The following is a 26,496-nucleotide window of genomic DNA, read 5'->3' as shown; positions in this document are numbered from 1 at the left end:
GTACCCTGTTTTATGTACCCTGTTTTATGTACCCTGTTTTATGTACCCTGTTTTATGTACCCTGTTTTATGTACCCTGTTTTATGTACCCTGTTTTATGTACCCTGTTTTATGTACCCTGTTTTATGCGGCCTTAAAGGGCCTGTACCGATTCGGAAGTGTTAGAAAAAACACCTCTCTTCCTGTTGCTTTCATGGCCCTCGGGGGTTTCCCCTTCAAGTTCGGCTTCGAATTCCGCTGCATATTCGGCCGGGCTTTTCCTGGGGATTTTCCCAGGAAGCTCAGCAGAGGTTTCCTTCTTTTCTGCAGCTCTGTTGAGGCCGTACCTCTCTTTTGCAGCTTCAAGGACAGCCGCAAGCATCCCGGAATAGGAAATCCCCGAATAGGCTGCCATCTTTGCCAGGTGCCCGTCCCAGCACCAGCCAGGATTGGGGTTTACTTCAAGGAGCCTGGGCCTGCCTTCGGCATCCAGCCTCCAGTCAAAGCGGGCATAGTCCCGGCAGCCCAGTCTGGAAAAGAGAGAAAGGCAGCACTTCACGACTTCCTTTTTTGTCTTTTCCGGAAGCTCCACAGGCACGGATTTGATTTTCCAGTATGGGGAGTCAGGAAGCCATTTGGCTTCATAGCCGCAGAGCCGGGGGAGGTCCTCCGGGACTGCAGAGTAATCCTCTTCGGTGATGGGCAGCACCGTGCAGGCAGGGGGGTTTCCTATTATGCCTACACTGATGTCTTTTCCGGGTAGGAACTCTTCTACCAGGAAAGGCCTGTCAGACCCGATCCTTTCCCTGGTATTCCTGAGGAGCTCAAGGAGTTCTTCCCGGCTGTGGGCGATGCTGTGCTGGGTAATCCCAAAACTTGAGTCCCCAGAGTTGGGCTTTACGAGCACTGGGAAGGGAAGGGAAAGCTTTGAGATGTCGGAATTCCCGTCCACCAGGGCCCCTTTTGCCACGGGGATCCGCATCTCCCTGGCAACGCCCCTTACAAGGGACTTGTCATAGCAGAAAGCAAGGCCCTGGGGACCTGCCCCAGTGTAGGGGATGTTGAGCTGCTCGAGGAGAGCCGGGACGTGGAGCTCTTTTGTGGGGTCGTTGTTGAAACCCTCGTCGCAGAGGTTGAGCACAAGGTCAATTTTTCCTGCCCTCTTTTTCAGGTCTTCGAGCAGGGTATCATGCCTGTCAAAGAAAGTGAATTTCATGTCAGGGACCTGGGCAAGGGCTTTTTTCATCCTGTCCAGGGTATCGAAATCATCGTCATCAAACACGCAGGCAGGCTTGACTACGTCTTCTTTTCTCGGGTCCCCGAGTACCACGGCAACGTTAAAGGGTTTGCCCTCTGCCTTAGGAAGAGAAGAAGCCACCTGAGACCAGGCTTTTTCAACTGAAGCCGAAACCAGGATTCTCTTCTCCATCATGCCGGGGTCCTGTGTGCCTTCGGACACCGGGCTGAAACTTGTATGGAAAGTGGGGCTGCTGAAGCCCGTAGCCGTAAGCAGTTCGAAAAGGCTGTCCTGGTTGTAGAGCCGTTCTGCATAAAACTGGTCTGCAATTATTCCCCTGTCAATGCGGCTTATGACTTCCCGGCAGATTAAGCGGTTCCCGTCTGCGGAAAGGGCCCGTTCCCTGCATACGAAGTACTTCCCGTCAAGCCATTCCCAGGACCTTGGCTGAAAACTCCTCTTAATATGGTCCCCGTCGGCGGCATCAATGAAAACCCTCCCCCCGGGCTTGAGCACCCTCAGGACCTCTTCGAGCACCTTCCGGTCCTGGAGGGTGGACTCAAAGTAACCGAAACTGTTGCCCATGATAGTGACCACATCAAAACTATCCGGAGGATAGGGCAGCTTTCTTGCGTCCCCTTCCCTGAACCTGACGTGAAGGCCTTCCTTCTGGGCCCTGCTCTTTGCTTTCCTTATAAGGTACTGGGACCTGTCGTAGCCTTCTACATTGAAATAGCCCCTTCTGGCCATTTCCATGACATGCCGGCCCTGCCCGCAGCAGAGGTCAAGGACCTTTTCTTCCGGGGCCAGCCCGAGAATGGAGACAACGAGGTCAACCTCTTTTTGGGTAACTGCCAGGTCATCCAGAAGATCGGCATCGGTCTTGAGGTAAAGGGAGTTGAAAATAGTCTGCCACCAATCGGTCCTGACGTGAGGCTCAAGGTCCTCCACAGGACCGAGGGTTTTCTTCTGTGCAGTACTTTTCGCGCGTTTCCGCCTGTTATTGTGAGCGATAGTATTCTGGGTCATGATCTGATGTCTTCCAGAAAAAAGTGTATGTATTTTGAGTATATCAAACTTATCGGAGGCTTTAGAACCCTTTATATACATATCGGGTTAACCAGAATAATCCATTACAGGATTAATAGGATTTTAAAGGAAATTTAAAGCTTTAATCGTTCTTCTATTGTTATTTCGGGAAAAATTATCGCTTTTGAGACTTAAAGGAAGATAAAGTAAATAATAACGTCTAAAAATGTAATTAAAGCTCCAATTCTGGCGAATTCAACAAATGAAAGAGTTTCACCTTCTTTTTCTGCATTCTGGATAATTATAACGTTGCTTGCAGCCCCCAGGATCAGGAGGTTTCCTGCAATTGTGCTTCCCGCAGCAAGCGCCATCAGCTGCCCTTCAGAAACTGCCGGGCCCATTGCGGGCAGGTAGAGGGCGACAAAAGGCACGTTTGAAATCAGCTGGCTGAGCCCAATACTGAGGGCCAGGACCACGAGCACCGAGCCTAGCTGCGGGCCCAGGCTGTCCAGGATGCCCTGACAGGCCCCGGAAGCCCAGACACTTTCCATAAGCACGAACATGGAAACGAAAAAGACAAGGGTTGACCAGTCAATATTTTTTAGGACTTCAACCCGCCTCCGGCTGAGCAGCACGGGCAGGGCGGAAAGAAGCGCAAGGTAACTGAGCCTGAAGTCCAGGGCAGGGAAAAACTCTACCATGAGGACCTTACACCCTATAAGGAAGAGCATGAGGCAAAGGGCCCATTTTGAAACCCGGGCAAGCTCTGGGTCCGTTACCTGCTCTTCGAAGTGCACAAGAGCTCCTTTTCCGAACTCCCGCCAGAAGAAAAGCCTCAGGACGGCATAGGCGAGCCCCAGGTTTATGAGTGTAGGCAGGGCGAGGGTGCGCAGGAAAACCACAAAAGGAGAATCCAGATCACCCTCAACCGCGATCAGGAGGTTCTGGGGGTTTCCTATGGGGCTCATGACGCTTCCCGTGGTAATTCCGAAAGCCAGGGCAAAGAGCATAAGCTTTGCCGAAACCCCGTATTTCCGGGAAAAGCGCAGCACAAGCGGGGTTCCCATGATCGCAAGGGTGTCGTTCATCAGGAGGGCGGAGAGGAGCCCTGTAGAAAAGAGCACGAGCAAAACCAGCTGGTCGGTGTTCCTTGCCCCGGATACAGCCCTGCTCCCGAGCCAGGCCAGGTACCCGCTCCTGTTCAGGGCTTCCCCTATACAAAAAGCCCCGAAAAGGAAGAGAAGCACGTCAAGGTTAACCGCAGCCAGGGCTTCAGCAGGCGAGATTTCCCCGAGCAGCAGGACAGATAGAGCCCCCAGGGTCATGACCTGCCAGATCTGCAGCCTGACAGACCCCACCTGCCTGAGGGCCGTCAGCAAGAAGACGCCCAGCAGGACCAGGATTGAAAGATCAAATGAAGGAGCAAGAGAGGACATCAACGACCCTGTTGCCATAGATTCCGCGAGCCTGTTAACATAAACTTCGCATGTGATGTGTGGCCGGGTATAAAATCCCTGCGCTTGAGGGCGTTTTTACCTTCAAAAAAATGGATAAAAATACGAAATATTTAAAAGCTGATTTGCAGTATTTCAGAGCATGGCAATATGGTTCCCATTCTCCGCAACAATCGTCCAGGAAGGGGATTCCTGCATCTCAATCTGTCCCGAAGCCGACATAACCTGCAGGGGAGAGACCGCCGAAGAAGCCGTTGCAAACCTGAAAAAAGAGGTTGAAAAATTCCTGGGGGAAGAACTGCCCCAGGGGTTTTCGAAAATCGTATTTTACTGAGATTTTACTGAGATTTTACTGAGATTTTACTGAGATTTTACTGAGATTTTACTGAGATTTTACTGAGATTTTACTGAGATTTTACTGAGATTTTACTGAGATTTTGCTGATTTCTTCAAAACCTTGCTTTTATCGCTTCCCACATTGCTTCCATATTTTCGAGGGGAGAGTTCAGTGGGATTTCGCATCCTGTGGCAAGAATGAAACCTTTTTCAGGAGCCGCATTGAGGCAGCTTTTAACCTCATGCTCGATTTCGGCCCTGCCGCCGGTGAGAGGCGCGTTCGGGATTATGTTGCCCATGAGGCAGATGCCGGCATCAGAAAAGGCCTTGAACTCCCTGACGCAGTACCGCGGCCCGCACCCTATATTTTTATGGTTATGCAGTTTCTCGCATTCGACCCCGTACTTTTTCCCGAGTTCCCTGACGTCCCCGAAGGCAAAATTCAGGGCATGGGGCTCAAGTTTCAGCTCAAGGTCGTAGAAGGCATGGGCTGCGCAGTTGTGGGAGATTACGTACCCGCCTTCGGCCTTTATGCGGTCGTAAAGCTCCTTCGTATACGGCAGCATGAACTCCTCGGCCATCTGCGGACTGAAGAGGTCGCCCGTGTTTTCCCCATTTTCGACGAAGATGCCGTCAGCTCCGGCTTCGAGCAGGGCTTCGGAAAAGAGGATGCAGCTTTCCGTAAGATTCTCAAGCAGCGCATGAAAGCCGTCCCTGTCTTTTAGCATATCGATGCAGAGCCTGCTCCCGCCCATGACCTGGGAAGCAAGCATAAGGGGAGACATGGTAGCCCCGAGAATGAAGGCCTCATCCCCGAGCTCTTTCTTGAGGATTTCAACTGACCCTGAAACGGCCTTTACCCGCTCCGACCTCTCGAGATCCCGGGGATTGATCTGCTCATGCTCGCCCGCAGACTTCAGGGCATACTTCGCAACCGTGGGGTACCTGTTATCCATGACGTTCACTTTTGTTCCGAGCGCCTCCGCTTCCACAAGGAGGCAGCCCCAGGGAGACATCACGTTGTCGTGGTGGTACATCTCCCGGGCAAGGACCTGCGCCTTTGCAATCCCTTCTGCAGAATAATAGACGTCTTTGAGGCTTGCGCCCATCCGCTCCAGCACTGCATGCCCGGCCCCGAACCAGAGGTAGCCGTAGGGGATCCGGTCAACATCCTTTTGCTCAAGCGCGTTGATAAAACGCTCCCGTGAGGTCATTTCCGCTGTCATAAAATAATCTTCTCCGCTTCCTTAGATGACTTCCTGCAGATAGGACTATAAAATTACTTTTATAAATACCAGCCCCGGAGGTCCCGGGCCCTGAGGTATGGCTTTGCAGAAACGGGTTAGCTGCGAAATATTCAAGACAATCCCCTCATTATGTTGAACCATGAAAGAAACGTACACATTTACCGCGATCGTGCGCCGGGAAGGAGAGCAGTATGTTTCCCTTTGTCCGGAGCTGTATGTTGTAAGCCAGGGAAAAACAATCGAAGAAGCAGTTTCAAACCTGAAAGAAGCCGTTGAGCGCCACCTCGATGAGAAAGCCATAAGCCTCCCCCTCAAACACCCTTTCAAGACCACATTCGAAGTGTCCCGCGAAACCAACATTCCCGAGGAAGAGAATTAAGCGGAAAGCCAGCAGCCACAAGCGGAAAAACAGAATTATTTAAGAAAAACGATACCAAAAAAGAGAAAGACAGAGAAAAACCAGCAAAAAAGAAAAAGGTCAGTAAAAAAGAAGAAAAGGAAGAAGCCAGGAGTGCTGTATCCCTTAACCGTATCCCCCAATACGGTTGCCCCGAAGATATACTCCCCCAAGCATATCGGTCCAGAGCAGGAACAGCTCCCCCCCAGGCTATTCATTCGCTGATTTATTTACCAAAGCTGACTTATTTACCAAAGGAAGAAGCCAGGAGTGCTGCATCCCTTCACCGTATCCCCCAACACGGTTGCCCCGAAGATATACTCCCCCAAGCATATCGGTCCAGAGCAGGAACAGCTCCCCCCAGGCGATTCTTTCACTGATTCATTTACCTATTCCCTTATACCCTTCCACTTCACAACTCCCAACATAGAATAATATCATAAATTATTTTAAATTAATTATTCAAAAATTCGTATTATGACAAAAAATATTTTCCCGTAAAAGATTTCAAAGCCAGCATAGAATTGCATATGAAATGTTTTTTTAATGGGAATACAACGCAACAAAAAACGGCTCAAAAACTTTGACTATTCTCAGCCCATGAAAACAGGACCTGCCGACTCCACTTTCATATAAGGCATAAAGCAAAACGGTCAACCAAAAAACGGCTAACAGCAAAATAGATTTTGAAACAACCTTTATTTCAAAAAACAACTAAAAAACAATACAAGAAACAAACAAAAGAAGCAGATTAAAAAAAGGATTGAAGAAGAGAAGCAGATTAAAAGAAAAAAGGATTGAAGAAGAGAAACAGATCAAGAAGAAAAGAGATTTAAGAAGAAGCCCAGGGACACTGAATCCCTTTTACTGCGTTCCCCAACACAGCAACCCCGAAAATATGCTCCCCCAAGCATATTGGAACGGGAAAGGACCAGCGTCCCCCTGGAACTTCTTTCACATCACTCAATCATACCCGGTTCACTTCCCATGTTACAATATAGAATAGTATCAAAACTTATTTTAAATTAATTCATAGAAAAATTTTCCCGCCGTGAAAAATAACTTTACTTCAAAAGATTCAAACTCTACATAGAATTGGACATGAAACAGATTTTCAACCGGAAAAATTGGGAAGATACGGGAAAAAGGATGGGAAAAGACAGGGAAAGACGGGAAAAATAAATCAAAGAAAGACAAAATGAATTTGGAAAACTCCGAAAAGATCAGAAACAGAAGATGGAAAAAACAAAAGATTGAAAAAGAAAGTCAGCCCCGGTGCATAAGAGTCCAGGAAACTGATGAAGCCCTCCCCAGCCGGAAGAACACACTAATTTTTCAAAAGAAACTTAGCAAAAAACCATCTTAAGAAAAAGGAATATTAAGAAGAAGCCCGGGGACACCGATCCCTTTACTGACCCTCAAACAGTGCCCCGAAGATATACTCCCCCAGCATAAATCCAAAGCGGGACAGGTGGCTCCCAGGAACTTCTTTCACATCATTCTGACCCAATCATCCCTTGTTACAAGATAGTAATTGTACCAAAACTTATATCAAATTAATTCTTCAAAAAAAAAATTAGCGAGAAAAATTAACCTTGCTTTGAAAGTTTCAATCCCTGAATAAAAAAGAATGTGCCACTTACTTTTAATCAGAACCCCCCCTGAAGAGAAAAACTGCAAATTAGTGGCACAAAAATTAAGTACATGAATCAATCTATAGGTAAAAGCTTGCACGCGCAGTCCTGTAGGGTAGTGGTCAATCCTTCGGGCCTTTGGAGCCCGGGACAGCGGTTCGAATCCGCTCAGGACTATCGGACAATAAAGAAGGCTCTTCGTCATTCTCTATGGATTAGGTGATTTTCACTTCAAGCCCGCATTGGTTTTTGTGATGGCTTACCACACAAAACAACGAAGAGCCATAAAATAATAACAGAATATAGGGAGTTCGCTCAATATTCTGAATCCATAGAAAATCTGAGTAAACTACACAGCTAAAGTCGTGCTGGCGAACCCCCGTAACAATCTGCGGGGTATTCGGCTGAAACAAAATTGTGTGCGATCACCCACCTAGACAGCCTATAAAGGTAGGGTATTCGTGACCCTTCAAACTCCCGATGTAATGAAAAAGGAGCTTTAAAGGCTCCTTACATCATTCCTAGCAACTCCATAATCTTGTACTTCGCGATTTCCAGAGCATCGGAGATGTCAATGACAGAGTCACCATTTATATCCGTAAAAGTGTCGTATTGACTATCACCTTCCTTTGCACCATATTTGCTTACAAAAGTAGAGATGTCTACAACATCAATTCTGCCATCTCCATTAATGTCATCTATCTGGCCTGGATTTTTCGGAATATTGATATCAGTATAGAATTCCTGTATTACTGGTCTGTAAACCCCAATGTCATCATCACCATCACCATCCCAATCTCCAATTACAGGATAATCTCCTCTGTCTCCATATTCATAAGGCAATATTTTTCCATCCGTTCCCACTGGACCTATCTCATGCTGACCTCCCGATAAATCAGAATCAAAATAAAAAGCGTTTGTGTTCAGATTTTTTGGAGAAGGATACCTGAACACACCAATTTCATCCTTTCCATTGCCGTCCCAGTCACCCACAAATGGAATATCGCCAGAAATTCCAAATTTAACAGAAGGTATTTCTCCATAAGGTTCTGAAACTGATGAGTCAAGGTTAAGTATGTATAAGTAAAATTCGTTGTTCTCAGGATTGAAACCACCAACATCATCCCTGCCGTTATTATCCCAGTCTCCCACTACAGGAATATCAGTTGGATATATCCCAAAGTTTATCTTTCTGATATCTTCGGAAGCTTCCACCTTGGAACCAAGACTATTCCAATCTTTCATGACTAAGTAAAATCGGGATTTTCCGTCATCGTCTACAGGTCTGAATACTCCTATTTCATCTCCTCCTTTACCATCCCAATTGCCAATGATAGGGATGTCCGTAGGAAGACCGAATTGGACAGATTTGGAATTGAAAGTGAATTCAGATGTACTGGAATCAAAGATTCCGGTAATATCTCTGTCATTCCCGTCCATTTTTCCGGAAAGAACAAATCTTCTATTTATTGGTGGAGATAATGGAGGGTAAGCCCAGCCAATATAGGGGAATTTTTTTGAATCCAGGGATCTGTAGTCTTGTTTTAGAATCGATGTTCCAGAATTATGAATAATTTCTCCATTCCCTAGAGACAGACCTACATGACCCCAATTTTTATAGACCCCTCCTACTTTTCCATCCCAGTCGTAAAAAACAAACGCTCCTCTCGGAGGTAGACCTTTGTTACTTTCAGCATTTAATTTATTTGCAGCATTTTTAGCATATGACAGGCGTGAACCTGCAGACATTTTGAAAGCATCCTCAACAAATTTTAAACACTCTAGATTATAATTGTATGTTTTGACTTCGATTTCAGATTCAGCCCATTTTATGGCTTCTTCAATCCTTTGGTCTTCAATCCAGTAACCAGTGTTTTGAGATAATGCAGTTTCAGTCATAGGAGAGGATGAGGATTCTAAAGTTTCTATTGATATGGGATTTATGGAGTCTGAATTCAGTTGTATTATTTCAATATTATTTATTTCATCGTCTAGTTGACTTTGAAAGTCTCTATAATAATTAACATCCCTATTCATTTCAATTCCTTTATTATAAAGATACAGATTCAGGATAGCCTGTCCCTTGTTCAAAGAATCAACAAGATTCTGATTTTTAATTGAATAAGTGTTTGATACAAAACCATCTAAATCATCTGCAACTTTTGATAAATAGTTTGGATCTCCTTGTTGTTTTCCCAAATATATATATAAAGTATTGGGACCTGAATTGTAATGCAGCGTAGCGTAAACAGGAGAATTGGATTTTTCATACAGATCATTGAGATAGGCACAGCCATCATTTATCGCATAATCATAACCAAGATTATCTTCAGTATATGGCTTACTCTTATCATAACCACTTGCAGGCGTAACCTGCATTATTCCATCACCATTAGTTGGTTGAGCCCAAGGACCGTGATTTTCCTCATAAAAGGTATTGTATTTTGAACCATCAGTGTAGAAAGACCCTTTTCCGCCTTCCTGGCAAATGATAGCAAGCACAAGTTCTGCAGGCAGTTCACCTTTATGAATATTTACTAAATTAAAAATCTCTTGTTGCTTTTGTTTGTCAGTTATAGCGTCATTATTTTCGTATTCTGAAAATTTTTCAAGTCGTATATAATCAAATCCAAAAGTATCATCATGTATTTCAGGGTCATTATCTGCATAATCAGAAGGATCAATTCTCAAACCCGTGATGAAACCACTCCAAGAAGGATTATCGGATACCAAAATTGTATATTCGTTCCACTCCAGACCTTGAGATACGGTAAAATCAAATTTTTTGTTCTCATCATAATCTTTTGATTCCGATGTCGTAAAATAAATTGCACCTGTTTTGTCATTGCAGTTGCTTGACATCCTGATTTTGATGATATCTACAGAAGATGAATCCACAGAAAGGCCATCATGCCGTATCCATGGATCAGGCCCTATGGGGTCTATTATGAGAAGTCCGTCGTTTTGAACATTTATATTTTCATTCAATGCATCCCCATTGTATGCCAGCCATCCTTCAGTATTTCCGGGATCATTAAATTCCCATTGTTGAGCAGAAGTTGTGTTGATCAAGGTAATTACGAAGAAAAAAGTAATAACATATTTAATATGCATAATTTCCTCCAATATTACATATAGTCAAATGTCAAATAAAAAAGACATTTATGGAAATAGTCTGAGAATTAGATCATTAATATGATTCTGTACATCAAACAAAGAGTACTTTAAGAGATATTCAGAAATATGAGGCATTATAAACTGAGATTACTCTACTAGTGTCGTGTCAATCATCAATTGAATGATTATGAATAATTGTAATCTGTATCATATCACATTATTTGGTTGACAGGGCACTAAGCGAGGTAAATCCTATCGATTTTTGGATCCTCATTTTAAGGAACTTTATATAAACATGTAAGGGCAATAAATTTAAAAAACATCAAAGTTACGTAAATTAAACTTATAGTTTCGATTGCCCAATCTCATCATCTTCAATACGATTGTCTCTAGCTTGTTTTAATCCTTCTGCAATACCATCTCGAATAATTCTTTTAGCAGCTTTATTTCTTTCATGATACAGCATGTAAGAACCAATCAAAAGCATAGGAATTCCTATGATTGCACCTAACACAGTAAAGCTTAATAGACAACCAATAATTACTAAACCGGCTCCAATTACATAATTTATTGCACCCATAAGATCACCAAAGTTAACTATACTTATCCAGCTTTAAAATTTGGAATTATTGAATCAAAATACAAGGCAATAGCCAAATATTCAAGATTTAGTGAAAGTGTAACACCCAAAGTACTGGTAGTTTCAAAAAAATTAGGCCTTCTTAAATTTTCCAATCATATATTTGCGTTAGTTACAGATTTTGACCTAAAAAACTACGATATGTCCTTTACCATAATTGTATATAACATTTGCTAAAAAATTGTATTTTTTTAAAAGAATATGGAATAGTAAATAAATGAACTATATAAACCAATTGATACTTGAAAAACATTTTATCCCGATAAAACGGCATCTGGAGTAAGGCGCTTAAACTAAAAACAGCATGGCATGGATGATTCATACGGATCTATCCACATATGGACGGAGTACCATACCGGTAATTGTACGGCTTCTAAAAAGATTGTATTCAGGACGTGAAAGGCGTAAACCTTATGTCCTGTTAATAATTCGCATCTATTCAGCGTACCAAAAATCAGACGATTGATGCTGATTTTGAGGTTTCAAAAACATGGAATTACCAACTTACGTAAAACCGAAAAACACAATCAATAGCCGACAATTATATAAAATAAGGCACGATGATTTTGCCCGTTTTACACTTAAGAGGATGTCTATTGATGTTGTTTTTTATACGCTGAATAGTTACAATAATTCTTTTTCCGTTTGCATTTCATTTGGGCATCAAAAGTAAATCAGACTTTATTTCCGGATTTTTGTTCCAGAATTTTTGTATCCCAGTATTTTTCTACTCTTTCCGCAGCAAGCATAGCTCCGTTAACTCTAATGTCCTCGTTTACTTTTCTACAATGGGTGGGGTATAGACCTTCTTCATGTTCAGGACATTGACTGCATTCTGTGTAACACACAAATTCCATTATACTAACTCCAAGGGTTTTTGGGGGGATATAAACATTATATAATAATTTTAGAATATACCATGCATTATAAATAATTTTCTATTTTTGTAAAATTTATTTTATAAGATTGGCGGCAGAAAAAGAATGAGGGAAAAAGAATGAAAGAAAGGGCTGCCATGCAAGCTGGTGGAGGCGACTTGCAATAGCGACTTGCAATAATTAGAGAAAAACCTTTTCGGGGACGATGAAAAAAGCGTACATCTGAATCCTCACCCAACCCCCAACCCGAAACCTGCAACCCGCATATCCCCAAGGAGAGAAAATAGATGCTTGAAAAGAGAGACTTGAACTGGAAAAAAAGTATGGTATAGGTGATCCATAAGGACTTATCCACATATGGGTGAGGTCCCGTACTCATTAATTTTCGGCTTTCCCCATCCTTACGGCCCTTATCCTTATGGATCAATTATAATTATGTCGCGAATAATATAAAGGTATATTCATAGAATGTCGGTTTCTTTAATTAGTCCTATTTTTAGGTCCCGGGAACTTATAACAAAAGCAAAAACAAGCAGGACCCGGAAGTGAGATAGGCATAGCGTCAGGCACAAAGCCTGGCAGGCAGGCTCACTTTTTCTCAGCCTCAAAAGTTGAGATATCCAGGAACCAGTAGCCTCCCCTCAAGACCATTTCGCTCTCGACGATTTTTATTTTGTTTTTGAATAACGGGCCGTCGGTAACAAAGGTATGGAACTCCCCGTTTTCACCACATGGGTCGATTGAAGGATTGTGGTTTCTCAGGTCGCGTATGAAATTTTCATCGATCTTTCGGCCCAGCCACTCTTTACCTAACAAATCGGCTTTAACGCTGAGCAGGATCGCCTCAAAACCCGAATCTATGAGGCCATTTATTATCTGTTCGGAATTCCTCTGCCAAAGCGGCATTATTAACTCGAGGCCCAGTTCCCCGCAGATCCTGTCCACGAGGTTCTTGTGTGTCTCGATATGCCCGAAGACCGCCCCGTCTACTTGCTCCCCGCTTTCCCTTAAATCACGGACAACTTTTTTGAATTCCTGTTCATATGAAATAAAGTCCTTGTGGATAAGGGGAATTCCAAGCGCTTCGGCCTGGGCATAAATCAGGCCAGGATTGATGTCATGGGAGCCGCGCCTCCGGGCTTCCCTGAAGTTCAGGAGGTGGGATACCTCAAAACCTTCCGATATTGCCCCATAACATGCAAGGCAGCCGTCCTTGCCTCCGGTCCACGAAACAACTACCCTGCTTTTATCGTTCTTGCTTATATCGTTCTTAGTTGAAATGGGATTGGCGTTCATCTCCTATATCCATGCACAATTTGAAAAAAAAGCTTTTGTTTTCGTCACCGGCTATCTGCCCGCATATTCCTCAGAATCTCCCTGAGGCCGGGCCTCTTCCCGTACATCAGCAAATAGGCCCTGAAGAGGCGGCTTGAAAACACGATTACCCCGTGGATGGAGACAAAGAGGATTAAAAGGCTTGCTGCGATCTGGTAAAAGGGCACTTCTGAGGCTCCGATCCTGACAAGCATTGAAACGGGGGAAGTAAGGGGAAAAAGGGAAAGGAAGACTGCAAGCGGGCTGTCGGGTTTTGTGAGGAGGAACTGCATGAAGATAAGGGGGGCAGCGGCTGCAAAGGTGAAGATCCCTGCGACCTGCTGGCTTTCCTGGAGGGAGGAGGTTACGGCTCCCACCCCTGCCATGAGACTTGCAAAGAAGAGGAAGCCGAGCAGGAAATAGACCAGGGACAGGAGAAGGAGGAAGGGTTCGATTGTAAGAGGAAGGGCGTATGCCGAACCCAGGGCAACTGCCGAAAGCCAGACCGTAATCTGCAGGAGGCCGACTGCGCCGAGGCCAAGGACTTTTCCGGCAAGGAGCTCGGTCGGGGTCGCAGAGGAGAGCAGGACTTCGATGACCCTGTTTTCCTTTTCTTCGGACACTCCGCGAAGGAGGTAGCCGGAAGACGAAAAGATGCTGAAGAAGAGCAGGAAGGAAGTGAGGAAGGGAAGTCCGAGGTTGCCCAGGAGCTCGGCCAGGCCCTGCTCGGCGGCTTCCCCGCTTTCCCCGATATTGAACATCTTCATATTGACCGGGTCTTTGACCCTCTGGAGCACGGGCTCTTCCACTTTGCCTTCCAGGAGGAAGTTTATAGCGAGATCGGAGAGCTCTACGGAAAGTTCGACCCCCGGGGCCGGAGCCCCTTTGTCAGCGGTGTAGAGTTCGATAATTCCGGTTTCCAGGAAATCCTCAGGGACCACGAGGAAAGAAGAGATCTCTCCCGCTTTAAGGGCCTGCCTGGCCTCAGAGACTTCAGGATAACTTACAAATTTTATCTTCGAAGCTTTTTCACCCAGTGGACCTACAGCAAAACCCTCACTGATAATTTCAGGGGGGAAGTCAAAGGAACCCGTCATGTCGATATAGCCTACACTCTGGTCTTCCGAAGGCGTCATTCCGGCAAGCAAGGCGGGTAAAAGGGTAATTCCTGCCAGGAAGAGCGGGAAAATGAAAGTCATGAAGAGAAACTCTTTCCTTTTCACGGTTTTCAGGAACTCATGCCTGGCAACTGTCACGGATTTTTTTGAAAATCCAAAAAACTTACTCATTGGGAACTCCCTCCCGGGATTCCCCTTCAGTATCCGTGCCAGCTTTTTCTGCAGCTTTTTCAGCAGCCTTATCTACATCCGTATCTGCAGCCTTATCTGCAACTTCTCCTGAATCCCCCTCTACCGTTTCAATGAAAATGTCGTTCAGGGAGGGGAGGGCATGCTCAAAGCGCAGGACTTCTACCTTCCGGACAAGTTCCTCAAGGAGAAACTGAGTGTTTGTGTCTGCCTCAGGAAAGATTTCAACAAATATCCCATGCTCCTGTTCATGTTCCTGCTTGCGCTCCACTATTTTCCTGATGCCGGGAATTTCCCTGAGTGCACTGAGGCCCCCGCCTGCAATGCTGCCAGAACTACTGCCAGAACTACTGCCTGTAAATTCCACGAGCAGGGAATTTTTCCCGCGCTCTTTTCTGATCCCTTCCACGGTGCCGTAAAGCACCCGACTGCCCCTGTCTACCATCAGGATCCTGTCGCAGAGCGTCTGGGCCTTTTCCATCATGTGTGTGGAAAGGATGATCGTCTTGCCGGCGTTCCTGTGCTCGAGGATCATGTCCTTGATGGTCCTGGTGTTCACGGGGTCAAGGCCTGAGAAGGGCTCGTCCAGGACAATCAGGTCCGGGTCGTGGATAATCGAGGAGAGGAACTGGATTTTTTGCTGCATCCCCTTGGAGAGTTCTTCGACCTTTTTTCCCCTGTGTTCGTAGAGCCCGAAGGAGTGCAGCAGGGATTCGGCATTCGCGTGCGCCTGCTTTTTTGGGACGTTCTTGAGCTGGGCAAGGTAGACCAGCATATCGACGAGCTTTGTTTTCCTGTACAGCCCCCGCTCTTCCGGAAGGTAGCCTATCCTGTCCTTTGCCCCGGGGCCCAGGGAAGCCCCAAAAACCCGGATCTCCCCGGAATCTGGCCTTATGATGTCAAGAAGCATCCTGATTAGCGTGGTTTTCCCGGCCCCGTTGGGTCCGAGCAGCCCGAAAATTTCTCCCTGTTCAACAGAAAAAGAAATGTCCTTAATGACTTCAGTCCCGTTGTACACCTTGGATACGTGCTCGAATTCTATGACCCGCATTCAAGTAAAATATATCCTCATATAGAGTTAAAGTTATTTCAGTTCGCAATAGGATAGGCTCTGCAAAAGGCCGGTTCTCTAATAAATAAAAGGCCTACAAGACAAATTTATTATACAAGACCGGATCTCTACAGGACAATCATTCTACAAAAATAAGCCTCTAAAAAAACAAACTTCTAAAAAAACATGTATCTACAAAAACGGGTCTCTAAAAAAACAGTTCCTAACAAAAGTTTCTTTACGAAAACAACTCACAGGATTAGCAATTCTCAGGGTAGCCAATCCGCAAGGTGACAAACATGCTCCCCAAACTCATCCTTCACAACAGCATCAGCCTCGACAGCTCAATAACCGGGTTCGAAGCCAACCTCGCCGTACACTACGGCATCCTCAGCAGCTATCGGCCCAGTGCCATGCTTGTGGGATCAAAAACCGCAAAGATAGGAATAGAACTCTTCTACGAAAAAGTCCCCGCCGAAGAAGAAACCGATTTCTCGAAGCCGGAAATCCAGCCTGGTGACCCGCGGGCTTACTGGTTGATAGCCGATTCCAGGGGAATTCTGGAAGGGCTGCTACACATCTACAGGCGCTCCGAATACTGCAAGGACGTAATCGTCCTGGTTTCGAAAAGGACCCCTGCATCTTACATCAACTACCTCAAGGAAAGAAACTATGACTTTATCCGCGCAGGAGAGGACCATGTAGATTACCGGCAGGCCCTTGGAACCGCAAACGAGAGGTATGGCTTCAAGCTGGTAGTCTCGGACAGCGGCGGGATGCTGAACAGTATTTTGCTTGAGCAGGGGCTGGCAGAGGAGATCAGCCTGGTGGTCTACCCGGTAGTTGTGGGGAAGCAGGGTACAAACCTGTTCAGGAACCTGGAGAAAAGCGGGGTTCAGCTTGAACTTTTGAGGACCGAGGCGTTAGAGGGCAACTACGTCCACCTGCTGTACAGGGTTTTGAAAGAATACGGAACTCCATAAATTATCCTGGGCCTGAAAGCCTGCCGCGAGATGTACATGGGCAGTACACCCTCAAGCAATTTAGTTGGAAAATGCCGGAGAGAAAACGGACAAAAGGAAAAACTGCCCAAATCTCATGTAAATCTCATGTAAGATAGTTATAGTTCTGTACATTCAACCCCATCACCGGAATGATAGGAGTTCCGGGCACCTGTTAAAAAAAGAGGGGGGAGACTTCTGCTTTTTACAGTAAATTAAACTTTTTTTAGAACGGATTCAGGGGGGAACCAGCCTCACGAATAATCGTTATATATTATAATAATAAAATTTACAATGTAAATCTTTATAGTCTTGGGAAGTATTAGGCGGGAGGTTTCCCCGGGGAAAAAAGCGCCCCCGGGACAGAACTTTACGGTGGAATGTCAATACGAATCACAGAATTGTCCGTCTCGTCTATTCTCAAAGGGACAGTTTCAAAGAGCCCGCTTTAAGCGGGATGGGGGCAGGGGAGTTTGCACTTCCCACCCGATCCGAAACATCGTTTTCTGATCTCTTTTCAAGTGCCGGAACCCGGCTTCAGGAGTGAATAGTTTGCTCGAAGCCCTAGCGTACGGCGCAGTTTTTGCCCTTGTATCCGGAACTGTCCTCCCTCTCCTGTACCGCAGTAAAAATGCCAGACAGGCCTCCTTTGGCCTTTCTCTTATTTCGTCAGTCCTGCTCCTGGGTTTTGCAGGCACGGTCCTCTACACAGGGAAAGAGCCCTCATTTCCGGCCTTCGGCTTCCTTCCGGGCCTGGACTTCACCCTGGCTGCAGACCGGCTAACGGCCGGGTTTGTCCTGCTGATAGCAGCCGTCCTGCCCGGGGTCTCAATCTATTCCCTGGAATACACTGAGCACGCAAAAAGCGAAGCCCGAAAAGCCCTGCAGGCAGCCCTGACAAGCCTTTTCGTCCTTGCCATGCTGCTGGTCGTGCTTGCAGGCAACATGGTGGGTTTCCTCATATTCTGGGAAATCATGTCCCTCTCATCCCTCCTGCTGGTGCTCCACGACTATTCTTCGGAGGAGAACAAAAAGGCAGGCTTCTTTTATTTCGTGATGACGAACATAAGCACGACTTTTCTTTTCCTGGGCTTCATTAGCCTCTACAGGCTGACCGGGTCTGCCGAATTCGGGCCGCTCGAATACCCGGCCGGAGCACTTACCCTGCCCTTCCTCTGCCTCTTTATCGGCTTTGGGGTCAAGGCGGGGCTTGTGCCCTTCCACAAATGGCTGCCCTACGCCCACCCCGCAGCCCCCTCAAACATCTCGGCCCTGATGTCCGGGGTCATGTTGAAGGTCGCAATCTACGGTTTCCTGCGTTTCCTGCTTGCAGCTGCCTCCCCGGAACTCTGGTGGGGTGTGCTTATCCTTATCGCAGGCAGCCTCTCAGCCCTCTTCGGGGTGATCTACGCCCTCAAGGAAAGCGACATAAAACGGCTGCTTGCCTACAGCAGTATAGAAAACATAGGCATCATCTTCATAGGAATAGGGCTCTACGTCATATTCAGAGTCGAAGGACTCGAAACCCTTGCCCTTATGAGCCTTGCAGGAGCCTGCTTCCACGCCTTTAACCACGCCCTGTTCAAGAGCCTGCTCTTCCTCTGTGCAGGTTCGGTGGTCCATGCCACAGGCACCCGGAACATAGAAGCTTTCGGCGGGCTGGTCAAAACTATGCCTGCAACGTCGGCCCTTTTCCTGATAGGCTCGGTCTCCATTGCAGCCCTCCCCCCGGCAAACGGCTTTGCGGGAGAACTCCTGCTCTACCAGGCCTTCTTCCAGGCTTCGGCCCTTTCCGCAAACCCCCTGCTCACGGTGTTCATGGTAATTGCGCTTTCGAGCTTTGCCCTCACCGGAGCCCTGGCAGCAGCCCTTTTCGTAAAACTTTTCGGGATTACCTGCCTTGCACTCCCTCGCTCCGAGGAAAGCAGGCTGGCCGAAGAAGTCGAAAAGCCCATGCTTTTCGGGCCTGCAGTCCCGGCAGTCCTCTGCATCCTTACCGGGATCTTTTCAAAGCAGATCCTCTCCCTTGCGGGCTGGGACATCGAATTTCCGGACCTGCTCCTGCTCGGGCTGCTGCTGGCTTTCATATACGCAGCCCTTTTCCTGGCAGTCCGCGCAAAGACCGAAATCCCTGACCGGATCAGCGAGACCTGGGGCTGCGGTTTCCCTGCTCTTACCCCTTCGACGGAGTACAGTTCCGCAGGCTTTTCCGAACCCCTGGTCATGATCTTCAAAAGCATTTACAGGACCAGGATCGTGCACAGGCCGGAGTACTTTGACGGGCAGGAAAGCCTATTCAAAAACGGACATGTGGAAATCCGCCTGCTCCGCTTCTTTGAGGAATACCTCTACATCCCCCCTGCCCTGGCCATTGACAGCCTTTCAAAGAGGGTTGCAAAACTGCAGAACGGCAAACTTGACAGTTACGTCCTTTACGCCTTCCTCGCAGTCCTGACCCTGATTATCGCTACGGGGGTCCTCGTATGAACACGTCATTCCTGCTCTTTGCCCTGTTAAACCCGGCCTTTGCCCTGCTTGCAGCTCCCCTCTACATGGCCCTGATCCGGAAGGTTAAGGCCTATGCCCAGGGGAGGAAAGGGCCGAAACTTTTCCAGGTCTACTATGACTTAAGAAAACTCATGCACAAGGAAGCCGTCTATTCCCCGACTTCTTCCTGGGTCATGCGGCTCACCCCCTGCCTCAACCTGACAGCCCTGCTGGCCTGCTCCCTCTTCGTGCCCCTCATCTTTGTCCCGGAGCCTGCAGGAGGATTCGGAAACGTTATTGTCTTCCTCTACCTCCTGGCTCTCGAACGTTTCTTTACGGCACTTTCCGGGCTTGACGCAGGCAGTGCTTTCGGGGGCATGGGCAGTTCCCGCTCCATGAGCCTGGCAGCCGTGATCGAGCCCACGATGGTTGTTGCTTTTGCTGCGCTTGCTTTTGTCCTCAAGAGCCTGAACCTGCACGAGATGTTTGCCCTGACCGCAGGCTCGCTCCTCCCCGCAAGCCCGACCCTTGTCCTGGTCTCGATTTCCCTCTTCATCATCCTCATCGTGGAGACCGGAAGGCTCCCCGTAGACAACCCGGCAACCCACCTTGAACTCACAATGATCAACGAGGCCATGATCCTGGAACAGACCGGGAAAAACCTGGCCCTGCTCGAGCTTGCCCATGCCATAAAACAGCTCCTCCTGATGGGGGTCCTGATCAACACGATCCTCCCAATCGGGCTCAGTGCGGAAGCCGATGCAGGAAAAATTGCGGTATCAGCCCTGCTATTCCTCCTGAAGGCCGGGGTGCTTGCCGTGGTAATCGGGCTCTTTGAATCGGCCCTTGCGAAAATGCGCCTCTTCAGGCTTCCCGCCTTTTACATGATGGCGTTTTTCTTTTCAGCCCTTACCATCCTTATCGAGGTGTTTGCATGATTGAACCCCTTTTCCTCGAAGGCGTAATCAAGATCCTCTTCGTCTTCGTCCTGATCAGTGCAGCCCTGATCATCTCCACCCGCAGCCTTGCTTCCGTCCTTACTACATATACCGTCCAGTCCTTCCTGCTTGCGGCGGTTTCCTTCCTCCTCTACCTTATGGAAGGAAAAAGCGAACTCCTGCTGCTGGCAGGCCTGACCCTGGCAAGCAAGGTACTCCTGATCCCCCATTTCATTAAAAGGATAGAGGAGAAGATCAAGATCAGCAGAGACCTGAACTTCACCTACCTCGAACCCACGACCTCCCTCCTGCTGAGCATAGGCCTGATCCTGCTCTCCTACGCCTTCCTCTCCAGGGTCTTTGAAGCCTTTGCCCTCTCGAAGCTCTTCTTTTTCGGGGCGGTCATAGGGCTTTCCCTGACCCTCATGGGCATGCTTGTCATGTTCAGCCGGAGAAAGGTCATCACAAAAGCCCTCGGCTACCTCAGCATGGAAAACGGGGTCCTGATGTTCGGAATCTTTGTTACGGAACTTCCCTTCATCCTTGAAATCCTGATCATAATCGACCTGATCATCCTGGTCCTGCTGACCTCTATCCTGGCCGTGGGGCTGGACTCCAGCATCGAGGAGTACAGGAAAAAAATAAGGAGACTCCAGGTCTGGAACGGAGGTGAAGCCCTATGATCCGCTTTTATCTGCTGGCAATGGGGGTATTCCTGACCCTCGGCCTCATCCCGAAGTCCCACAGGCTCATGAACGCCCTTGCCGCAGGAAACGCTTTCTTCCACCTTGCCCTGACATGTGCAGCCCTGCTAACCCTCGAGCTTCCGGTAAGGTACGGGCCGACCCTCTACCTGGACCACCTGAACCTCTATGTGGAACTTATTACGGCAGTCGGCTTCTGTGCAGCAGCCTTCTACGCAAAAGGGTACACTGAAAGCCTGATGGAAGCCGGGGAACTCGACCCGAAGAACCTCAAGCTATTCTACCTGGCTTTCAACCTCCTGCTGGTTATGGCCACAGCTGCACTCTTTTCGGACAACCTTGCCCTCTTCTGGGTCTTTGCGGAACTCACCACGGTCTGCGCAGCCGTGCTTGTGGCAATCCTTTCGGCAAGGGAGAACATCGACGCAGCCTTAAAGTATGTCTTCATAGTCTCAGGAGCCATGCTCTTTGCCTTCCTGGGGCTGATCTTCCTCTTCACCCTCTCGGCCCAGGTGCTGGGGGAGGGGACACTTTCCTGGACGGAACTTATGGAAAACGCCTCGGGCTTTTCCCCGGCCCTCCTCCTGACAAGCTTTGCCTTCGCCTTCATAGGCTTCGGGGCAAAGGCAGGAGTTGCACCCTTCCACACCTGGCTTCCGGATGCCTATGCAAGGGCCCCTTCGGTTAGCGCAATCCTTTCCGGGCTCATGCAGAACCTCGGGATCTACGGCATCCTCAGGATGTACGCCCTGCTCAGGGTCAGCGAAGCCGCATCCCAGGCCTCTTTTATCCTCATTGCTGCAGGGCTGTTTTCAATTGCCCTTGCTGCTTTCAGCATGTTCCAGCAGAGGAACCTTAAGAGGCTGATCGCCTTTTCAAGTGTGGAACACATGGGGCTCCTCCTTGTGGGAATCGGGGTAGGGACGTCCCTTGCCCTCTTCTGGGCCCTCTTTTACATGCTGGTCCATGTCCTGGTCAAGGAAGCCCTGCTTTTTGCCGCAGGAATCCTGCACAGGCAGTACAGGAGCAACATGCGTGAAGACATGAGGGACGTGTTCAAACTCCAGCCCCGCGCAGCCTGGACCCTGATCCTCGGGAGCGTCGCAATCGTCGGCATGCCGCCTTTCCCGCTCTTCCCGGCAAAGTTTTTCATCCTGCTGGAAAGCGCGGAAATTTCCTCCTACCTGACCCTGGCAGTCCTGCTCCTGCTCATCCTGGCAGCCGCCTCCTTTGCGAACTTCCTGTTAAAAGCCTTCTCAAGGGTAACAGCGGAAGGAGACGGTTCCGAAGGGGGACACGGAAAAGAAACAGGATACCGGAAAAAAAGCCTTCAGGACCCCTATGTGGTAAGGGCAGGGATGAGGATTCCAACAGTCTTCATGCTCGCCCTTGCCCTCCTCCTGGGCCTCTGGTTCCCCGAACCTCTCAGGGCACTCCTTGAAGCGATAGTCCTTGAACTCGGATATGTGTAAGGGGGCAGTGCATATGGATATGAAAAAGAATAAGGATACAATGGATTTGCTTTCGGAAATTTCGGGAATGGCAGGAGAAGAGCCCGAACTGCTCAGCGCCCGCACAGACGAGGCCTACGTCCGGCTCTCCGAAGCCGGGTTTGAAAGGGCAGCCTTAGCCCTTGCGGAGAAGAAGTTCAGCCTCATCGGGCTCTTCTGCGCGGAAGCCTTTGAGAAAGAGAGCGGCTTTACCCTCTTTTACGCCTTCAAAAAAGCCGGGAGGGCACATGTCCTCGTCCTGGTGCGGGAAGCAGGCAGGGCAGCGGGCAGGGAAGGAAAAGCAGCTCATGGAGCAGTGTCTTCAGTTGCGGAAATCTTCCCTTCGGCTTCCTGGTTTGAACGGGAAGTAAGGGACGGCTTCGGGCTGGAGTTTTCCGGGGCCTTTGACACGAGAAGGCTCTTTTTGCACGAGTGCTACCCCGAAGGCTTCCACCCCCTGCAAAAAACCTTCAAAAACGGGCCTATAAGCCTTCGGAAACCGGAAGCCGGAAAAAACCCCGAAGAATACCGTTTCAGGGAAACGAAAGGAGAAGGGGTCTACCAGGTAGCTGTAGGGCCTGTCCATGCCGGGATCATCGAACCCGGGCACTTCAGGTTCAATGTGATTGGAGAGCCCATCTTCAGCCTGGAAATCCGGCTCTTCTACAAGCACAGGGGCATAGAAAAACTGGCTGAGGGAAAAAGCCCCTTAGAATGTGTCCCCCTGGCCGAAGCCGTAAGCGGGGACGAAAGTGCAGCCAACGCCGTTGGGTTCTGTACGGCCGTGGAACGCGCCTCCGGGATTGCGGTGCCCGAAAGGGCGGAATGCCTGCGGGCCGTACTGCTTGAGCTAGAAAGGGTCTACTCCCTGCTGGGAGACCTTGCGGGCATGGCCGTAGACGTAGGATTTTCCCTGGTTGCAAGCCCCTTCTTCATCCTGAGGGAAGAGGTGTTCAGGCAGAACGAAAAACTCACAGGCTCAAGGTTCCTGCGGGGGATAATGGTACCCGGAGGGCTGAAAAAGGACATATCCGGTCCGGCCCTGGAAGAACTTCCCCCCTTCCTTGCAAAGTTTTCCCGGACTTTTGAGTCGGCTTTCGAAAGGGCGATGTCCTCCTCCTCCTTAATCGACAGGTTTGCAACAACAGGAGTGGTAAAAAAAGAACTTGTTGCTCCTCTCAACCTTACAGGCCCCCTGGCAAAAGCCTCGGGGTGCCCTGCCGACACGAGGCTTGACCGGCCTTACGGGGCTTACAGGCGCTTATCCCCGGAGCCCTCGGTGAAGAAAGGAGGAGACGTGCTCTCCCGCTTTGAGGTAAAAGCTGACGAAATCCGGGCATCCGTGAAGCTCATCAAACGCCTGCTGGAAGAAATGCCTTCAGGCCCCGTGTTTGCGGAAAACGGCCCTGCGGCAGGCGAAGAAGCCAGGTCCGATGTCAGGCCCGGCTACTCCGGTCCTTCCGGCTACTCCATTGCCCTGGTGGAGTCTCCAAGGGGGCAGAACCTGCACTGGGTCTACCTGAAAAACGGGCGTATTGACCGCTACAAGGTAAGGACCGCATCCTTCTGCAACTGGCAGGCCATAGAACATGCCGTGCTCGGGAACATCGTCCCTGATTTCCCGGTTATCAACAAGAGCCTGAACATGTCATATGCAGGAACCGATCTTTGAACCCGGAAGAAATTACAGGCAAGAATACGGAAAAAAATGCGAGACATGCAAAGAATGCAAGAAATGCAGAGAATGCAAGAAATGCAAGAAATTCAGTGAGGTCTTATTGTGGTAAACCCGCTTTCCCTCTTCCTCCGCCCGAAAGTGACGGAGGATTTTGCCTTCCGGGACGAAGAACTCGAAGCCCTGGGAGCCGAAATCAAAAAAACCATCCCGAAGGTCTTCGGGAAAAGCCTTGCAATCCGAGAACTGGACTCGGGCAGCGACAACTCCACGGAAATCGAAATCTCAAACCTGGGCACCCCGTACTATGATGTCGAAAGGTTCGGGGTCTCCTTTGTGGCATCCCCGCGGCACGCCGACGTCCTGCTGGTCACAGGGGCAGTCACCCTAAACATGGCCGAAGCCGTGAAAAAGACCTATGACGCCATGCCCTCCCCCAAATTTGTGGTAGCCGTCGGAGACGACGCCTGCGACGGGGGGATCTATAAGGGGTCCTATGCCGTACTCGGAGGGGTGGATAAGATCCTGCCCGTGGACATGAAGATCCCGGGAAACCCTCCTTCCCCGAAAGAGATTTTGAAAGGATTGCTTTTACTGATGAAGCAGGCTTCAAAGTAACAGGCTTCAAAGTAACAGGCTTCAAAGTAACAGGCTTCAAAGTAACAGGCTTCAAAGTAACAGGCTTCAAAGTAATTGAAAAACGGGGTTTGAAACCCCAGTTTTCTAATTTTTCCGTAAGCTCTTCCAAAATCACCGGGATGCGGCCGGAATATAGCCTCCATAGAAATCCTGCTTTATTACCGGAAAAGCCGGCTTGTGCCCGATGCCTGACCCCTAATTTTTGACCCCTAATTCCTGACCCCAATTAAGTCAGGTCTTATCCTCATATAGCTCTCCATGCTCTCACCGCCCGCCTCAGCGGGCGGCCTTTTCCTAATTCACTGAAAAAAGCTGCTTGCAAAATAAACTGGTGAAGAGAAAGCCTTTCACTCTGATTTTTCCGGCCTGTTTTCTACGTCCTGTTTTCTACACCTTAATTTTGAGATCCCTCCTTCAACACATTACTTTCGAACCGTCTTACTTTCAAGATCCTGCTTTCTACATCTTAATTTTCAGTCACTGTAATGACCTTTTTAGGTATCCTACTATACTTTTTCGGTCACTCAAACCTATTTTTATTTATGCAATGTAATCTCTGGAAAAGCCGGTCGTCAAAGACGACCGGTGAGAGAGCCGGTACCTGAGAAGCAAATCAGAAAAAGGTTTTCAGGGGCAACCAAACAGGAGAAATTTTTATACGAATAAGTTGTTTCCAGCATGCGGTTCATCTGCAGGTGGGCCAGGTCCCAGGAACATGTCTTTTCAGGTACTGTCCCTAAGCTTTCCTTCATCTTTATCCCTGCACCCCGTCACTCATAAGTAGCCGGAAAATCACTCTAAAATATATGAGAATTAAGGACTTCAAACTTGAACGCTTTTTTGCAAAATACGAATTTAGCGCCCCCTACCTGCTCTCCTCTTCAGACTGCGAGTCCTTCACCGTAGCCGAACTCCTGGCCCTTGAAGAGAATGCCGAAGAGCAGTTCAAAAACTTGCGGCTCGGGTATACCGAAGCCCAGGGAAACCCGGAACTGAGGGATGAAATCTCAAAACTGTATGATAACGTAAAACCGGAAGAAGTCCTTGTCTTTTCAGGGGCTGAAGAAGGGATCTTTATATTCATGAACGTGCTGCTTGAGCCGGGAGACCATATCATCGTGCAGTGCCCTGCCTACCAGTCCCTTTACGCCGTTGCGGAGGCTATCGGGTGCAGGGTTACGACATGGGAGATGAAGCCCGAAAACTGGTGGAGGCCGGACTTAGGGTTATTGAAAAAAAGCATTTGTGAAAACAAAAACACAAAGGCAATCATTCTCAACTCCCCCCACAACCCTACGGGCTTTCAGTTTTCCGGGGAAGAATTCGACGCAATCGTGGAAATTGCAAAGGCAAACGGGCTTTACGTCTTTTCGGACGAGGTGTACCGCTTCTTAGAGTATGACCCGCGGGACAGGCTGCCTGCGGCGGCCGACCTTTACGAAAAAGGGCTGTCTCTCGGCGTCATGTCCAAGACCTTCGGGCTTCCGGGGCTGAGGATAGGGTGGATTGCGGCGAAAGACCGGAAACTGCTCCGGAGGCTTGCGGCTTTCAAGGACTTTACCACCATCTGCAACAGTGCCCCGAGCGAATTCCTTGCCGCCCTTGCGCTCAGGCACAGGGAAATCCTGATAGAAAGAAACCTCGAAATCGTAAGGAAGAACCTTGAACTCCTTGATGCATTTTTCGAGAAACACACCGGGCTCTTCGAGTGGATAAGGCCAGGAGCCGGGCCAATCGCTTTTCCCGAACTCAGGCCTGACATTGATGTGGAAGAATTCTGCGTCGATCTTGCGGAAAAAAACGGAGTTCTGCTCCTTCCGGGCACAATGTACGACATTGGGGGCAGGCAGTTCAGGATAGGGTTCGGGAGAAAAAATATGCCTGAAGCCCTGAAGGAATTTGAAAAATATATTGAGAAAAATTTATAAATGAAGAGAAATATT

19 protein-coding genes and 1 tRNA gene are annotated in these 26,496 nt (G+C 48.4%); 11 read left to right on the top strand and 9 right to left on the bottom strand.

Annotated elements, in window-relative coordinates; genetic code table 11:
- Window positions 1-132 precede the first annotated feature (132 nt).
- Together FTO70_RS15795 and FTO70_RS15790 are read right to left on the bottom strand one after the other, a co-directional pair.
- Complete coding sequence (locus tag FTO70_RS15795) at window positions 133-2,244, bottom strand: methyltransferase domain-containing protein (protein WP_255336728.1); 2,112 nt, start codon at window positions 2,242-2,244, stop codon at window positions 133-135.
- Between the two features lie 191 nt (window positions 2,245-2,435).
- On the bottom strand, window positions 2,436-3,680 hold the full coding sequence (locus FTO70_RS15790; protein WP_255336727.1) for an anion transporter: 1,245 nt from the start codon (window positions 3,678-3,680) through the stop codon (window positions 2,436-2,438).
- A 160-nt stretch (window positions 3,681-3,840) separates the two neighbouring features.
- Between FTO70_RS15790 and FTO70_RS15785 the strand changes: the two genes are divergently transcribed.
- The gene (locus FTO70_RS15785) at window positions 3,841-4,032 is read left to right on the top strand and encodes a hypothetical protein (RefSeq protein WP_255336726.1); all 192 of its coding nucleotides are present in this window, start codon (window positions 3,841-3,843) and stop codon (window positions 4,030-4,032) included.
- Window positions 4,033-4,147: 115 nt separating this feature from the next.
- Here the strand turns inward: FTO70_RS15785 and FTO70_RS15780 are convergent, their stop codons facing one another.
- Window positions 4,148-5,260, bottom strand: coding sequence for a uroporphyrinogen decarboxylase family protein (locus FTO70_RS15780; protein WP_255336725.1), 1,113 nt, complete (start codon window positions 5,258-5,260; stop codon window positions 4,148-4,150).
- 160 nt (window positions 5,261-5,420) lie between these two features.
- Between FTO70_RS15780 and FTO70_RS15775 the strand changes: the two genes are divergently transcribed.
- Complete coding sequence (locus FTO70_RS15775) at window positions 5,421-5,660, top strand: type II toxin-antitoxin system HicB family antitoxin (protein ID WP_255336724.1); 240 nt, start codon at window positions 5,421-5,423, stop codon at window positions 5,658-5,660.
- A gap of 1,756 nt (window positions 5,661-7,416) precedes the next feature.
- Window positions 7,417-7,489 (top strand) — tRNA-Gln (locus tag FTO70_RS15770).
- A 333-nt stretch (window positions 7,490-7,822) separates the two neighbouring features.
- Here FTO70_RS15770 and FTO70_RS15765 read toward each other — a convergent pair.
- The 6 genes from FTO70_RS15765 to FTO70_RS15740 all read right to left on the bottom strand — a co-directional run bounded on the left by FTO70_RS15765 (window position 7,823) and on the right by FTO70_RS15740 (window position 15,619).
- Complete coding sequence (locus tag FTO70_RS15765; protein ID WP_255336723.1) at window positions 7,823-10,438, bottom strand: dockerin type I domain-containing protein; 2,616 nt, start codon at window positions 10,436-10,438, stop codon at window positions 7,823-7,825.
- A gap of 334 nt (window positions 10,439-10,772) precedes the next feature.
- Window positions 10,773-11,009 carry a hypothetical protein gene (locus FTO70_RS15760; protein WP_255336722.1) on the bottom strand — a complete coding sequence of 79 codons (237 nt, stop codon included), beginning with the start codon at window positions 11,007-11,009 and terminating at the stop codon, window positions 10,773-10,775.
- 734 nt (window positions 11,010-11,743) lie between these two features.
- Entirely contained in the window at window positions 11,744-11,926 is a 183-nt protein-coding gene (locus FTO70_RS15755) for a hypothetical protein (RefSeq protein ID WP_255336721.1), read from the bottom strand.
- A gap of 609 nt (window positions 11,927-12,535) precedes the next feature.
- Window positions 12,536-13,243 (bottom strand): diphthine--ammonia ligase, encoded by a 708-nt coding sequence (locus FTO70_RS15750; protein WP_255336720.1) that lies wholly within the window; start codon window positions 13,241-13,243, stop codon window positions 12,536-12,538.
- 44 nt (window positions 13,244-13,287) lie between these two features.
- Window positions 13,288-14,550: an ABC transporter permease gene (locus tag FTO70_RS15745; protein ID WP_255336719.1), complete on the bottom strand. Its 1,263-nt coding sequence runs from the start codon at window positions 14,548-14,550 to the stop codon at window positions 13,288-13,290.
- Window positions 14,543-15,619, bottom strand: a complete 1,077-nt coding sequence (locus FTO70_RS15740; protein ID WP_255336718.1) for an ABC transporter ATP-binding protein — start codon at window positions 15,617-15,619, stop codon at window positions 14,543-14,545. Before FTO70_RS15740 ends, FTO70_RS15745 begins: the two co-directional genes overlap by 8 nt.
- A 299-nt stretch (window positions 15,620-15,918) precedes the next feature.
- Between FTO70_RS15740 and FTO70_RS15735 the strand changes: the two genes are divergently transcribed.
- From FTO70_RS15735 to FTO70_RS15700, 8 genes are all read left to right on the top strand, one after another.
- Complete coding sequence (locus tag FTO70_RS15735) at window positions 15,919-16,602, top strand: dihydrofolate reductase family protein (protein WP_255336717.1); 684 nt, start codon at window positions 15,919-15,921, stop codon at window positions 16,600-16,602.
- A 561-nt stretch (window positions 16,603-17,163) separates the two neighbouring features.
- Window positions 17,164-19,107, top strand: a complete 1,944-nt coding sequence (locus tag FTO70_RS15730) for a proton-conducting transporter membrane subunit (protein ID WP_255336716.1) — start codon at window positions 17,164-17,166, stop codon at window positions 19,105-19,107.
- A complete protein-coding gene (locus tag FTO70_RS15725) occupies window positions 19,104-20,045 on the top strand; it encodes a respiratory chain complex I subunit 1 family protein (RefSeq protein WP_255336715.1) in 942 nt (313 codons plus the stop codon). The genes FTO70_RS15730 and FTO70_RS15725 overlap by 4 nt, the downstream gene beginning before the upstream one ends.
- Window positions 20,042-20,728 carry a hydrogenase subunit gene (locus FTO70_RS15720; RefSeq protein ID WP_255336714.1) on the top strand — a complete coding sequence of 229 codons (687 nt, stop codon included), beginning with the start codon at window positions 20,042-20,044 and terminating at the stop codon, window positions 20,726-20,728. The genes FTO70_RS15725 and FTO70_RS15720 overlap by 4 nt, the downstream gene beginning before the upstream one ends.
- Complete coding sequence (locus tag FTO70_RS15715; protein ID WP_255336713.1) at window positions 20,725-22,221, top strand: proton-conducting transporter membrane subunit; 1,497 nt, start codon at window positions 20,725-20,727, stop codon at window positions 22,219-22,221. Before FTO70_RS15720 ends, FTO70_RS15715 begins: the two co-directional genes overlap by 4 nt.
- Window positions 22,222-22,240: 19 nt before the next feature.
- A complete protein-coding gene (locus FTO70_RS15710) occupies window positions 22,241-23,911 on the top strand; it encodes an NADH-quinone oxidoreductase subunit C (RefSeq protein WP_255336712.1) in 1,671 nt (556 codons plus the stop codon).
- Window positions 23,912-24,019: 108 nt separating this feature from the next.
- Window positions 24,020-24,532, top strand: a complete 513-nt coding sequence (locus tag FTO70_RS15705; RefSeq protein ID WP_255336711.1) for an NADH-quinone oxidoreductase subunit B family protein — start codon at window positions 24,020-24,022, stop codon at window positions 24,530-24,532.
- A gap of 827 nt (window positions 24,533-25,359) precedes the next feature.
- Window positions 25,360-26,481, top strand: coding sequence for an aminotransferase class I/II-fold pyridoxal phosphate-dependent enzyme (locus FTO70_RS15700; RefSeq protein ID WP_255336710.1), 1,122 nt, complete (start codon window positions 25,360-25,362; stop codon window positions 26,479-26,481).
- Window positions 26,482-26,496 lie beyond the last annotated feature (15 nt).

Source organism: Methanosarcina sp. KYL-1, from assembly GCF_024372725.1.
Taxonomy (GTDB): domain Archaea; phylum Halobacteriota; class Methanosarcinia; order Methanosarcinales; family Methanosarcinaceae; genus Methanosarcina.
This window is presented reverse-complemented; position numbering and strand designations above follow the sequence as displayed.

Excerpts from the sequence above, each read along its gene's own strand:
- FTO70_RS15795 (WP_255336728.1), bottom strand. The coding sequence starts at position 2,244 with ATGACCCAGAATACTATCGCTCACAATAACAGGCGGAAACGCGCGAAA.
- FTO70_RS15790 (WP_255336727.1), bottom strand. The coding sequence starts at position 3,680 with ATGTCCTCTCTTGCTCCTTCATTTGATCTTTCAATCCTGGTCCTGCTG.
- FTO70_RS15785 (WP_255336726.1), top strand. The coding sequence starts at position 3,841 with ATGGCAATATGGTTCCCATTCTCCGCAACAATCGTCCAGGAAGGGGAT.
- FTO70_RS15780 (WP_255336725.1), bottom strand. The coding sequence starts at position 5,260 with ATGACAGCGGAAATGACCTCACGGGAGCGTTTTATCAACGCGCTTGAG.
- FTO70_RS15775 (WP_255336724.1), top strand. The coding sequence starts at position 5,421 with ATGAAAGAAACGTACACATTTACCGCGATCGTGCGCCGGGAAGGAGAG.
- FTO70_RS15760 (WP_255336722.1), bottom strand. The coding sequence starts at position 11,009 with ATGGGTGCAATAAATTATGTAATTGGAGCCGGTTTAGTAATTATTGGT.
- FTO70_RS15755 (WP_255336721.1), bottom strand. The coding sequence starts at position 11,926 with ATGGAATTTGTGTGTTACACAGAATGCAGTCAATGTCCTGAACATGAA.
- FTO70_RS15750 (WP_255336720.1), bottom strand. The coding sequence starts at position 13,243 with ATGAACGCCAATCCCATTTCAACTAAGAACGATATAAGCAAGAACGAT.
- FTO70_RS15745 (WP_255336719.1), bottom strand. The coding sequence starts at position 14,550 with ATGAGTAAGTTTTTTGGATTTTCAAAAAAATCCGTGACAGTTGCCAGG.
- FTO70_RS15740 (WP_255336718.1), bottom strand. The coding sequence starts at position 15,619 with ATGCGGGTCATAGAATTCGAGCACGTATCCAAGGTGTACAACGGGACT.
- FTO70_RS15735 (WP_255336717.1), top strand. The coding sequence starts at position 15,919 with ATGCTCCCCAAACTCATCCTTCACAACAGCATCAGCCTCGACAGCTCA.
- FTO70_RS15725 (WP_255336715.1), top strand. The coding sequence starts at position 19,104 with ATGAACACGTCATTCCTGCTCTTTGCCCTGTTAAACCCGGCCTTTGCC.
- FTO70_RS15720 (WP_255336714.1), top strand. The coding sequence starts at position 20,042 with ATGATTGAACCCCTTTTCCTCGAAGGCGTAATCAAGATCCTCTTCGTC.
- FTO70_RS15715 (WP_255336713.1), top strand. The coding sequence starts at position 20,725 with ATGATCCGCTTTTATCTGCTGGCAATGGGGGTATTCCTGACCCTCGGC.
- FTO70_RS15710 (WP_255336712.1), top strand. The coding sequence starts at position 22,241 with ATGAAAAAGAATAAGGATACAATGGATTTGCTTTCGGAAATTTCGGGA.
- FTO70_RS15700 (WP_255336710.1), top strand. The coding sequence starts at position 25,360 with ATGAGAATTAAGGACTTCAAACTTGAACGCTTTTTTGCAAAATACGAA.